This is a genomic window from Mesorhizobium sp. CA12 (assembly GCF_020165255.1).
Taxonomy (GTDB): domain Bacteria; phylum Pseudomonadota; class Alphaproteobacteria; order Rhizobiales; family Rhizobiaceae; genus Mesorhizobium.
In genome coordinates, this window is record NZ_JAIUHT010000003.1 from 98,927 (window position 1) to 111,018 (window position 12,092).

Sequence of the window (12,092 nt, forward strand, 5' to 3'; positions counted from 1 at the left end):
ACGGTTCCATGCCGATCTTCATCGACCGCCGCCTGAACCCGAAAGACAAGAGCCTGGGCAATCGCCAGCGCTTCCTCCGGCGCGCCCGTGATGAGCTCAAGCGCAGCATCCGCGACCACGTCCGGACAGGTCGTATCGCCGACATTGACCGCGAGCATGCCGTGCCGATGCCTCGCAAGGGCACCAGCGAACCGACCTTCGGCGACGACAAGGAAAGCGGCAGGCGCCAGCACATCCTGCCCGGCAACAGGACATTCAGCCCTGGCGATCTTATCTCCAAACCGGGCGGCGGCGGAGGCTACGGATCGGCTCCAGGGACCACGGAATCCGAAGACGACTTCCGCTTTGTGCTGTCACGCGAGGAAGTGCTCGACCTTTTCTTCGAGGACCTCGAACTGCCGGATCTGGTCAAGCTCAATCTCAAGCAGATACTGAGCTTCAAGCCGAGACGGGCAGGCTTCACGGCAAGCGGAGCGCCGACCAACATCAATGTCGGGCGCACGATGCGCAACAGCCATGGGCGCCGCATCGCGCTCAGACGCCCCAAGCAGGCGGAGTTGGACGCAATCGCCCTGCAGATTGCCGAGCTTGAAGCGAAGCCGGCAAGCACGGCCATGAGCGAACGCATCGCTGCCCTGCGCGAGGAGTTCGATCGGATCGAGCGCAGGCGCAGGCGAATTGCCTATGTCGATCCGGTCGATATCCGGTTCAATCGCTTCGATCCCCAGCCGGTGCCGAACGCCAGCGCGGTGATGTTCTGTTTGATGGACGTCTCCGGCTCGATGGGAGAGCGCGAGAAGGATCTGGCCAAACGCTTCTTCGTGCTGCTGCATCTGTTTCTGACACGGCGCTACGAACGCACCGAGGTCGTCTTCATCCGCCACACCCACGAAGCCAAGGAGGTGGACGAGCATACGTTCTTCTACCACACCGAAAGCGGCGGTACGGTCGTCTCCACCGCACTCGAGGAAATGCACCGCATCATCGAGGAACGCTACCCGGTCGCCGAATGGAACATCTACGCCGCACAGGCCTCCGACGGCGACAATTTCGCCACCGATTCCGAGCGCTGCATAGAACTGCTCGACCGCAAGCTGATGCGGCTTTGCCAGTATTTCGCCTATGTGGAGATCATCGACGAGCGGGAAAGCCACATTTTCGGCTCGACCGAGAACGGCACATCGCTCTGGCGCGCCTACAACGCCGTCGACGGAAAATGGCCGAATTTCCAGATGAGGCGCATCGCCGCGCCGGCCGACATATACCCGGTCTTCCGCGAGCTCTTCGCCAGGCAACCTGATCTGCGCAAGAGCGCTTGAGGACTGAGGCTCGAAGGAACATAGGCCGATGGTCAGCCAGGCGCGCAAATCCGAATTGCTGTTTTCCGGGTCGGACTGGGATTTCAACAAGCTGTCCCGGGTCTATGACGAGATCGAAGCGATCGGCCTCGAAGAGCTTCATCTCGATATCTACCCGGTGCAGATGGAGATCATCTCTTCCGAGCAGATGCTCGACGCCTATTCGTCGGTGGGCATGCCGCTGATGTACCGGCATTGGTCATTCGGCAAGCACTTCCTCTACAACGAACTGCTGTACCGCAAGGGCGCACGCGGTCTGGCCTATGAACTGGTCATCAACTCCAATCCCTGCATCGTCTACCTCATGGAAGAAAACACCATGGCCCTGCAGGCTTTGGTGACGGCGCATGCCGCGCTGGGACACAATCATTTCTTCAAGAACAATCACCTTTTCCGGCAATGGACGGACGCCGGCGGCATCCTGAGCTATCTGGATTTTGCCAAGAGCTACATAGCCCGATGCGAGGAACGGCATGGCATGGCGGCAGTGGAGGCAATCCTGGATTCGGCCCACGCGCTGATGGAGCAGGGTGTGTTCCGCTATCATCGGCCGCCGAGACTGTCGTCCGAGCAGCAGCGCGAAGGGCTGCGCGAGCGCCTGGAATACGAGGAGCGTTCGTTCAACGATCTCTGGCGGACACTGCCGCCTTCGCAAGAGAGTGGCGATACCAAAACAGCCGGTGACGACGACGCGGCCGAGCGGAAGAAATCGCTCAATCTGCCGGAGGAGAATCTGCTCTATTTCCTCGAAAAGAACAGTCTCGTCCTCGAGCCTTGGCAGCGCGAGATCGTCAGGATCGTGCGCGTCATCGCGCAATATTTTTATCCGCAGCGGCAAACCCAGGTGATGAACGAAGGTTGCGCGACATTCGTGCATTACACGCTCATGAACATGCTGTTCGACCGTGGCCGCATCAGCGAAGGCGCCATGCTCGAAATCCTGCGCAACCACTCGAACGTGGTCTTCCAGCCGGCTTATGACGACCCCCGCTTTTCCGGCATCAATCCTTATGCGCTGGGTCTCGACATGATGCAGGACATCCAGCGTATCTCGACCGCGCCGACCGCCGAGGACCGCGACTGGTTCCCCGACATCGCCGGCCGCGGCGACTGGCGCGACACCTTGCTCGACGCCTGGGCCAACCACCGCGACGAATCCTTTATCCGGCAGTATCTGAGCCCAAGGCTGATCCGCAAATGGCGGCTCTTCGTGCTGGCCGACGGTGCCGACGAGCCGCACTATGAGGTGGCCTCAATTCACAATGAGCGCGGCTATGGCAAGATAAGGTCGGCGTTGGCGCAAAGCTACGATATCGGCGCCAACCGTCCCGACATCCAGGTGGTTGACGTCGACCTGCTCGGCGACCGGCATCTGCGGCTCCAGCACGTGGTCAAGGACGGCGTCATGCTCGAGGGCCAGAGCCGCGACGCGACGCTGCGCCATATCCGCAACCTCTGGGGCTATGATGTCAGCCTGGCGGCAATGGATGCCGGTACCGGCGCGATACTCAGCGAGCGTTGGACCAAGGAACTTTGAGGGCATCGCCGGACATCGGCACGCCTTAGCCCTCGCTGGCGGGACGTATCCTCAATCTGGCGATGCGGTTCTTCTCGCGCTTCATCACCACGAAACGCTTGCCGTGGAAGGTGAAGGCCTGCTTCTCCTCCGGGATCGACTGCGTCTCATGAATGACCAGGCCGGCGATCGTCGTGGCCTCCTCGTCGGGCAGGTCCCAGTCGAGCGCGCGGTTCAAATCGCGGATCGGCACCGTGCCGTCGACGACGACCGAGCCGTCGGCCTCTTTCTTGACGCCCTGCATGTCGATGTCGTGCTCGTCGGCGATCTCGCCGACGATCTCCTCGATGATGTCTTCCAGCGTCACCAGCCCTTCGACCTCGCCATACTCGTCGACGACAATGGCGAAATGCGCCTTGCGCCGCAGGAAAGCGTTGAGCTGTTCCTGCAAGGTGGTGGTGTCTGGCACGAACCACGGCTTGGCCGCGATCTTCATGACGTCGATCCGCGAAAAATCGTTGCCGACCTCGTTGAGGGCCCTCAGCAGATCCTTCGCATGCAACACGCCGACGATGTTGTCGAGCGAGCCCTTCCACAGCGGCATGCGGGTGTGCGGGCTCTGCAGGATCTCGCGCACCACCGCTTCCGGCGCATTGTCGGCATTGACCGAGCGCATATTGGTGCGGTGGACCATGACATCCGACACTTCGAGCTCGTCGAGGTCGAACAGGCCCTCAAGCCGATTGCGCTCCTCGGCAGCCGTGCCCTCGCGCCGGGGTTCGTCGCCGTCTTCATCCTTGCCGTTGCGCTCGGACCGCTGCGGCGGCTCGATCGGCCGCAGCGCATAGCCGCAAGCGGCAAGCAATCGGGCGCGGAAGAAAAGCGCCAAAAGCACGATGGCGGCAGGGACGGCGGCGACGATCCAGCCGGCGCCGTTCATCCGGGATGGCTCACCTCGAGCCACCCGGGATGGCTCGATTTGAGGAAGGAGAGCACTTCCGAGGACGGCACGTCCTTGGCGATGAAAGCCTGGCCGATGCCGCGCGTCAGGATAAAGGTCAGCGCGCCGCGCGAGACCTTCTTGTCCTGGGTGATGAAGCCGAGCAAAGCCTCGGCGTCCGGCAGCTCGCCCGGAATGTCGGCCATCCGCCAAGGCAGGCCGACGGCGCGCAGATGCGCTTCGACGCGCTCCGCGTCGTCCGGACTCGCCAGGTTGAGACGCGCCGAGAAGCGGTGCGCCAGCGCCATGCCGATGGCGACGCCCTCGCCATGGACGAGCCGGCTCCCGTCATACTGCGTGGCAGCTTCGAGCGCATGACCGAAAGTGTGGCCGAGATTGAGCAAGGCGCGGTCGCCGGTCTCGAACTCGTCGCGGGCAACGACGTCGGCCTTGGCGCGGCAGGCCTCGGCGATCGCCTCGACCCGCGCCGGACCGCCGGCGAAGACTTGCCCCCAGTTCTGTTCGAGCCAGGCGAAGAAGGCCGGGCGGTCGATCAGCCCGTATTTGGCAAGCTCGGCATAGCCGGCGCGGAACTCGCGGATCGGCAGCGTGTCGAGCACCTGGGTGTCGGCAAGCACCAGCCTGGGCTGGTGGAAGACGCCGACGAGGTTCTTGCCGCGCGCGCTGTTGATACCGGTCTTGCCGCCGACGGAAGAATCGACCTGCGCCAGCAGCGAGGTCGGTATCTGCACGAAATTCATGCCGCGGCGCACAATGCCGGAAGCAAAGCCGGCAAGGTCGCCGATGACGCCGCCGCCGAGCGCGATCACCACGTCGCGGCGTTCGAGCCTTGCCGCGAGCACGCCGTCGACCACTTCCTCCAGATGGACGAAGCTCTTGGTCTTCTCGCCCACAGGCAGCGTGATGACGGCGGACTGGATGCCGCCTTTGTCCAACCCAGCCTTCAGCGTGTCGAGATGTGCGGCGGCGACATTTTCGTCGGTGACGATGGCCGCGCGGGTATCGGGAAGCCGGCGCGCGATCTCCTCGCCGGAGCGCGTCAACAGCCCTGAGCCGATCAGAATGTCATAGGCGCGGTCGCCGAGCCCGACCTCGACCTTCACCGGTTCGGCATTGCTCACGATTGAATCTCGCCAGTTGTGGCGCTTGTAGCGCCGGTTGCGATCGCGTCGATGCCAAGATGGGCGCAGAGCGCGGCGACGACTTCGCCGGCGATGATCTCCTTGCGGTCGTCGCGCGTCGGCACAGTCAGGTCGGCGATGGCATACACCGGATAGCGCTCGCCCATCAGCTTCTCCAGCACGCCACGCGGGTCGGGATTCTTCAAGAGCGGCCGGTTCTGCTTCTTCGAAACGCGCTCCATCAACAGGTCCAGATCGGCCTTCAGCCAGACCGATATGCCATGCGCGGAAATCGCCTCGCGCGTCTGCGCATTCATAAAGGCGCCGCCGCCGGTCGACAGCACCTGCGGTCCGTTCTCCAGCAGACGCAGGATCACCCGCTGCTCCAGCGCGCGGAATTCCGGCTCGCCATAGCGCTCGAACAACTCCGGCACCGTCATGCGCGAGACGCTTTCGATCTCCTGGTCGCTGTCCATGAAGGGCAACGACAGCATCGCCGCCACCTTGCGGCCGATCGCGGTCTTGCCGGCGCCCATCAGTCCGACGAAGACGATCGACCGGCTTCCGAGCCGTTCGATCAGCGCGGCGCGGCCTTCGTCCGTCGGATTTGGTGGCAGAGCGTTCATCAGGGCCTCTTTGCGCCGTATCGACATCAAAAGCCTGTTTGCGTCAAGCACGGCCGGACAAACGGCCGCGAAGCTTCCCCGGCAAAACCTCCTGTTCACCGGAATGCTTCGTGCTTGAATTGACCGGATCGGCGTCCCATAAGGGCACAGGGCTTTGGAAAAGCAGAACAACAAGACGGGCGAAAATTGAATGCCGACTTTGTTTCGCTTCGTCGTGACGCTGGCGGTTCTTGCAGGCATTGCCTATGGCGCGATGTTCGCCCTGGCGATGTTCGTGGAGCCGAAAAAAGCAGAAATGAGCATCCGCATTCCGGCTGAAAAGCTCAACCCGAAGAAAAACTGACCCAGGAAAACTGACAGGGAACTGATCCGGCCCGATGAACAGCGCCGCCCGCATCGAAGCCTTCCTCGAGATGATGAGCGCCGAGCGAGGCGCGGCCGAGAACACGCTTTCGTCCTATCGCCGCGACCTGGAGGATGCTTCCGAGGCGATCAAGGGCGGACTGGCGGGCGCGGGATCGGCCGACATCCGTGCCTATCTCGACGACATCGCCGCACGCGGCTTCGCGCCGACCTCGCAGGCGCGCAAATTGTCGGCGATCCGCCAGTTCTTCAAATTCCTCTACGCCGAAGGGCTGCGCGGCGACGACCCGACCGGCACGCTGGACAGCCCGCGCAAGGGCCGGCCGCTGCCGAAGACGATGAGCGAAGCCGAGACCGGGCGCCTGCTCGACCGGGCAGCGCAGGAAGCCGGAGAATCCGGGCCAGACGGCGACAGGTTGGCCGCGTTGCGCCTGCACGCGCTAGTCGAAGTGCTCTACGCAACGGGCTTGCGCGTGTCGGAACTGGTCGGCCTGCCGGTCACGGTGGCGTTGCGCGACGATCGCTTCTTCATGGTGCGTGGCAAGGGCGACAAGGAACGCATGGTGCCGCTCTCGACCAAGGCGCGCGCCGCCATGCGCGCCTGGCTCGCCGCAAGGGCCGAGCGGCCGGCCTTTGCCGAGAGCCCGTTCCTGTTTCCGGCGTCTTCCGACAGCGGCCATCTCTCCCGGCAGGTTTTCGCCCGCGATCTCAAGGGGTTGGCCGCGCGGTCCGGCATAGCGTCGGCGAAGATCTCGCCGCATGTGCTTCGCCATGCTTTTGCCAGCCATCTCCTGCAGAACGGCGCCGATCTCAGAGCCGTTCAGCAACTTCTTGGCCATGCCGACATCTCGACCACGCAGATCTACACCCATGTGCTGGAGGAGCGGCTGGTGCGGCTGGTCAACGATCATCACCCGCTTGCCGACTAGGCCTCATATCGCTATGTGAGGGCGACGTTCCACCGCCCGGAGCCGGCATTTCAGCGGTTCCGCCAGCCATTTGCCTTCCGACGGATCGGTCCGCTCAAGCATGTACAACTACCTCGACTTTGAAAAGCCGGTGCAGGATCTGGAGCTCAAGATCCTTGAGCTGAAGAAGCTTGCCGAGAACGGAGAGGCGGTCGATGTCGGCGAAGAGATCAGCAGGCTGGAAAAGCGCTCGCGCGACGCGTTGCGCGACCTCTACAAGGCGCTCACGCCCTGGCAGAAGGTGCAGGTAGCGCGCCATCCCGACCGTCCGCATTGTGTCGACTACATCAAAGGGCTGTTCACCGATTTCACGCCTTTGGCCGGCGACCGCAATTTCGGTGACGACCAGGCGATCGTCGGCGGCTTCGCGCGTTTTCGCGGCGAGCCGGTAGCGATCATCGGCCAGGAAAAGGGTTCGGACACCGCAAGCCGCATCAAGCACAATTTCGGCTCGGTCCGGCCGGAAGGCTATCGCAAGGCGGTGCGCCTGATGGAATTGGCCGACCGCTTCCAGATCCCGCTTTTGACGCTGGTCGACACGGCCGGCGCCTATCCCGGCGTCGGCGCCGAGGAGCGCGGCCAGGCCGAAGCGATCGCGCGTTCGACCTCGGCCTGTCTTTCGCTGAAGGTGCCGTCGATCTCGGTGGTCATCGGCGAAGGCGGCTCCGGCGGCGCCATCGCGATCGCCACCGCCAATCGCGTCTACATGCTGGAGCATGCCATCTACTCGGTGATCTCGCCCGAAGGCGCCGCCTCGATCCTGTGGCGCGACACCACGCGCTCGAAGGACGCGGCGACCAACATGAAGATCACCGCGCAGGATCTTCTCGAGATGAAGATCATCGACGCCATCATTCCCGAGCCGATGGGCGGCGCCCAGCGCGCGCCGGAAACGGTGATTGCCTCGACCGGCGACCTCATCGCCAGGACGATGAAGGATTTCGCCGGCGCCAACACCGATTTCCGCGAGCAGCGCCGCGAGAAATACCTGGCGATGGGCCGCAGCCTCTGACCTCTCAAGTCCGGCAAGATGTTCAACTGTGGCCGGAATAAGCAATTCCGCCACAAAAATGCCGCCGGATTCGGCTCAATGGAAATCGCCGTGAGGGGTTTGCCAAGGCTTGCGGTAAGGAATTTTCAAGGTTAACGGGCTTACGGTCCACTGGTGTTCAGCCTATGGGCCCGGCCATGCCGACGGCCGTTGGCCCGAGAGAAGAGACGTAGCCGTATCGATGTTTGCCAAGCTTGCCCGCACCGGAATCCTGATCGCCGCTATCGGCATCGCCGGCTGCAATGATTCGTCGATGAAGGACTTCGCGCCGGAGGCCAACAAGCCGTTGCCCGATAAGATCCTCGCCGACATGAGGGCCAAGGGCATGGTACGCACCTCCTCGGTGATGGCGCGCATCTTCAAGGAGGAAGGCAAGCTCGAGATCTGGAAGGCCAAGACCAATGGCCGTTACGATCTTGTCGCCACCTACGACATCTGCAAATGGTCGGGAAAGCTCGGCCCCAAATACACCGAGGGCGACCGCCAGGCGCCGGAAGGCTTCTACACGGTGCGTCCCTCGCAGATGAATCCGCGCTCGAGCTACCATCTGTCCTTCAACATCGGCTTCCCCAACGCCTATGACCGCGCCAATGGCCGCACCGGCCAGAACCTGATGGTTCATGGCGCCTGCTCGTCGTCCGGCTGCTATTCGATGACCGATGCCCAGATCGAGCAGATCTATGCCTTCGGCCGCGACGCCTTCCAGGGCGGCCAGACCGAGTTCCAGATCCAGGCCTTTCCGTTCCGCATGACCGCCGCCAACATGGCGCGCTACCGCAACGACCCGAACTACGAGTTCTGGAAGATGCTGAAGGTCGGCTACGACAATTTCGAGATCACCAAGGTGCCGCCGAAGGTCGACGTCTGCGAGAAGCGCTACGTCTTCAACCAGGTGGCGCCGGAAGGCACGACCTTCGACCCGACCGGCCCCTGCCCCGCGACCATGCAGCCTGACTCGTTGAAAACGGCCTACGCCGACTACGAGAAGCGTTATGACGCGGCCTTCAAAGCAGCCGTCAATTCCAGCACGCCGCCGCCGAAGCCGACGATTGCCGGCATCAAGGAAGCGAGCATCGTTTCCGACTGGTCGAAGCGCCGCGCCCGCGGCGAGCGCGTGCCGATCGACCCGCCGTCGCTGAATTCCGACGGCTCGGTGACCGAAACGACCCGCATGGGCCGCATCGATTCCCCGCTCGGCCGCAAGATGGCGGCAGCCGACGCGGAAAAGGAAGCCAAGCGCAAGGCCGAAGAGCAGCGCCTGGCCGCGATCGAGGCGGCCAAGGCCGCAAAGGCAGAGGCAAGGGCGCAGGCGCTGGCCGAGAAGGAGGCCGCCAAGCAGGCGGCGCAGCAGCCGGTCGTCACCGCTGGCGTCGAGGCCGCGCCCGCCCAGCCGGCGCAGGAAACGCAGGCCGCCGCCGACGCCGACCAGGGCACCGTGTCGAAGCTGAAGAAGAAACTTCTCGGCATGTTCGGCGGCTGAGACTTCCGCTTGGCAAAGCCGCCCGCCATCTACGATCTCAAGGGACTGAACTGTCCGTTGCCGGTGCTGAAGGCCCGCAAGCGGCTGGCTGCGATGCGACCCGGCGCTCGGCTGTGGCTCGAAACCACCGATCCGCTGGCGGTGATCGACATCCCGGCCTTCTGCGCCGATGCCGGCCACCAGCTGCTCGAGACGGCGGCCGTCACTGGCGGCCACCGCTTCCTGGTCGAGCGCGGCAACGCGGCTGACCTGCTTGCTTCAGCTTAAAGCCCGGCAATCGCCAACGGATTGGCTTCCAACGCCGCGCGGTCCGGCGTGTCGATCGACGGCTTGTTGGTGAAGGCGGCGAACAGCCGCTGGATATAGTCATCCGGCATGTCGAGCGTGATCAGCACCAGCCTGGTGCCGCGCTGGCCGTCGGGCCAGGCCGGCAGTCTCGCCGGCGGATGCAGGATCTTCTGCACGCCATGGATGACCAGCGGCCGCAAGGGATCCTCCGCGAGTTCGATGACACCCTTCATGCGCAGGAGTTTCTCGCCATGCGTCGAGCGCAGCAGGTCGAGGAACATCTCGATCGCCGAGAACGGCACCGGGCCGTCATGGACAAGCGAGTGCGAGCGCACGCGCGTGTCGTGGCGATGCTCATGATGGTGGTGGCGATCATGGTCGCCGTCATGGTGGTGATGGTCGTGATCATGGTCGTGCGCCGCCTCCTCGCCAAGCCAGCGCCGCACGTCGGCGGACTTGGTTTCAGGATCATAGAGCCCGCAATTGAACAGCGCCGCGGCGCCGGCTTCCTCGACATCGAGCACGACGGCGCCCGGATTGATCTGCTTGAGCCTTGCCCGCAACGCCTCGACTGCGGCCGCGTCCGCAAGATCGGTCTTGGTCAGCACGACGCGGTCGGCCACCGCGGCCTGTTTCACCGCCTCGACATGGGCCTCCAGCGTCGCCTCGCCGTTGACGGCGTCGACCAGCGTGATGACGCCGTCGAGCCGGAACGCCTGCACCAGCGCCGGATGCGCCATGATCGACTGCAGCACCGGTGCCGGATCGGCCAGGCCCGTCGTCTCGACGACGACACGGGCCAATTTCGCGATACGGCCGGTCTGCAGCCGGTCGACCAGATCGGCGAGCGTATCGACCAGGTCGCCGCGCACCGTGCAGCAGAGGCAGCCGTCGGAAAGCTGGATGATGCCGTCCGAAGCCTGCTCCACCAGCAGATGGTCGATCGCCACCTCGCCGAACTCGTTGATGATCACCGCCGTATCGGCAAGCGCCGGATCCTTGAGCAGCCGATTGAGCAGCGTCGTCTTGCCGGCGCCGAGAAAGCCGGTGAGCACCGAAACGGGAATGGGAAAGCTGCTCATTGGTTTGCCTAGTTGGCGGCTTTGACGGGCTGGTCGCCCTGCGCTCCGGCAGCGGCGGTCGCCAGCGGCTCGGCGCCGGGCGGCGCCGGCCTGTCCGGTCGCCAGATCGGCAGCGGCACGTCGGCATAGTTCTGGTCGGTCTGGTCGACGAAGGCCTTCGGCGCGGGTCCCGTGGCGCCGCCGAGGCCGACTGCGATGAGCGTGGGATGGGCGAGCTTCACCTGATAGGGCGATTTCGGTTTATTCTTGGCGGCAACCTCGGGCGCCGCCTCCGATTGCTCCGCCTTCGGCTTTTTCGCGCATATCTCGTCATGCATGTCGTTGGGTGACAGCGTGTCGCCATAGGGCTTGAGAGCGGCCAGCGTGGTCGAACCGGCCGCCGGCATCTCAAAACCGTGGTCGAGCAGCTTTGCCGCCGCTTCGGCGCGGCTGATCGCCGATTTCTCGCCAAGCACCACGGCGACCAGCGTGCGCCCGTTGCGCGTCGCCGAGCCGATCATGTTGAAGCCGGACGGGCAGACGAAGCCGGTCTTCATGCCGTCGGCGCCCGGATAGCGGCCGATCAGGAGATTGTAGTTGGGGAGCGCCTTCTTGCCGACCGCAAGGCCTTCGATCGAGAACCACGGGGCATATTGCGGAAAATCATTGCGCAACGCCGTCACCAGCACGGCAAGGTCGCGCGCGGTCGTATACTGTTCCGGCGAATAGAGCCCGTTCGGGTTGACGAAATGCGTGCCCACCATGCCGAGCCGGGCCGCCTCGGCGTTCATGCGATCGGCGAACGCGGCCTGCGACCCGCCGATATTCTCGCCGACTGCCATGGCTATGTCGTTGGCCGACTTGACCAGCATCATCTTCAGCGCATTGTCGAGCCGTATCACCGAACCCGGCTTGAAGCCCATCTTGCTCGGCGGCTCGCCGGCCGAATGCTTCGTCACCTTGATCGGCGAATCGAGCGCCACCTCGCCGGCCTGGATCGCGCGGAAGGCGACATAGGCCGTCATCAGCTTGCTGAGCGAGGCCGGATACCAGCGCTTGAATGCGTCCTGGTGCTCCAAAATTGAGCCGCTCTTCAAGTCGAAAAGCACGACCGGATTGGCGCGCGCCGTGCCGGCAAGCACCGGAAGCGCCAGCGCGCCTGCCAGCAACAGGTTGAGGAAATGCCTTTGCCGCATGATCAAATCCGAAATCGCCTCTTGCCGTGATCGCCGCTGGCTCCGTAAGATTTCGTTACCCATCGCCAGCATAATGCGGCCCGACCCTCGACCCCGGGCCGCA

The 12,092-nt window shown here is 63.9% G+C and carries 12 protein-coding genes; 7 read left to right on the plus strand and 5 right to left on the minus strand.

The annotated features are described in order from the left end of the window. The first annotated feature begins 8 nt into the window (after positions 1-8). A complete protein-coding gene (locus LB520_RS06945; protein WP_095767434.1) occupies positions 9-1,319 on the plus strand; it encodes a YeaH/YhbH family protein in 1,311 nt (436 codons plus the stop codon). A 28-nt stretch (positions 1,320-1,347) separates the two neighbouring features. Then, positions 1,348-2,895, plus strand: a complete 1,548-nt coding sequence (locus LB520_RS06950) for a SpoVR family protein (protein ID WP_224636956.1) — start codon at positions 1,348-1,350, stop codon at positions 2,893-2,895. Positions 2,896-2,920: 25 nt separating this feature from the next. Here the strand turns inward: LB520_RS06950 and LB520_RS06955 are convergent, their stop codons facing one another. From LB520_RS06955 to LB520_RS06965, 3 genes are read right to left on the minus strand one after another with little or no spacing between them, the layout of a single operon-like run. Beyond that, positions 2,921-3,814 (minus strand): HlyC/CorC family transporter, encoded by an 894-nt coding sequence (locus LB520_RS06955; protein WP_224636957.1) that lies wholly within the window; start codon positions 3,812-3,814, stop codon positions 2,921-2,923. Continuing rightward, positions 3,811-4,956, minus strand: coding sequence for a 3-dehydroquinate synthase (gene aroB, locus LB520_RS06960; protein ID WP_224636958.1), 1,146 nt, complete (start codon positions 4,954-4,956; stop codon positions 3,811-3,813). The genes LB520_RS06955 and aroB overlap by 4 nt, the downstream gene beginning before the upstream one ends. Further along, positions 4,953-5,582, minus strand: a complete 630-nt coding sequence (locus LB520_RS06965) for a shikimate kinase (RefSeq protein WP_224545650.1) — start codon at positions 5,580-5,582, stop codon at positions 4,953-4,955. The genes aroB and LB520_RS06965 overlap by 4 nt, the downstream gene beginning before the upstream one ends. A gap of 190 nt (positions 5,583-5,772) precedes the next feature. Between LB520_RS06965 and LB520_RS06970 the strand changes: the two genes are divergently transcribed. The 5 genes from LB520_RS06970 to LB520_RS06990 all read left to right on the plus strand — a co-directional run bounded on the left by LB520_RS06970 (position 5,773) and on the right by LB520_RS06990 (position 9,711). Then, entirely contained in the window at positions 5,773-5,925 is a 153-nt protein-coding gene (locus tag LB520_RS06970) for a hypothetical protein (RefSeq protein ID WP_042643428.1), read from the plus strand. Between the two features lie 34 nt (positions 5,926-5,959). Further along, positions 5,960-6,874, plus strand: coding sequence for a site-specific tyrosine recombinase XerD (locus LB520_RS06975; RefSeq protein ID WP_224636959.1), 915 nt, complete (start codon positions 5,960-5,962; stop codon positions 6,872-6,874). Positions 6,875-6,974: 100 nt separating this feature from the next. Next, positions 6,975-7,925 (plus strand): acetyl-CoA carboxylase carboxyltransferase subunit alpha, encoded by a 951-nt coding sequence (locus tag LB520_RS06980; RefSeq protein ID WP_140843171.1) that lies wholly within the window; start codon positions 6,975-6,977, stop codon positions 7,923-7,925. 220 nt (positions 7,926-8,145) lie between these two features. Further along, complete coding sequence (locus LB520_RS06985; protein WP_224636960.1) at positions 8,146-9,444, plus strand: murein L,D-transpeptidase family protein; 1,299 nt, start codon at positions 8,146-8,148, stop codon at positions 9,442-9,444. A 9-nt stretch (positions 9,445-9,453) separates the two neighbouring features. Then, entirely contained in the window at positions 9,454-9,711 is a 258-nt protein-coding gene (locus tag LB520_RS06990; protein WP_095767426.1) for a sulfurtransferase TusA family protein, read from the plus strand. On the opposite strand, the gene LB520_RS06995 is transcribed toward LB520_RS06990, so the two are convergent. Both LB520_RS06995 and LB520_RS07000 read right to left on the minus strand, forming a co-directional pair. After that, positions 9,708-10,814 carry a CobW family GTP-binding protein gene (locus tag LB520_RS06995; RefSeq protein ID WP_095767425.1) on the minus strand — a complete coding sequence of 369 codons (1,107 nt, stop codon included), beginning with the start codon at positions 10,812-10,814 and terminating at the stop codon, positions 9,708-9,710. The two genes, LB520_RS06990 and LB520_RS06995, sit on opposite strands and share 4 nt — an antisense overlap. 8 nt (positions 10,815-10,822) lie before the next feature. Continuing rightward, a complete protein-coding gene (locus LB520_RS07000; RefSeq protein WP_224636961.1) occupies positions 10,823-11,989 on the minus strand; it encodes a D-alanyl-D-alanine carboxypeptidase family protein in 1,167 nt (388 codons plus the stop codon). Positions 11,990-12,092 lie beyond the last annotated feature (103 nt).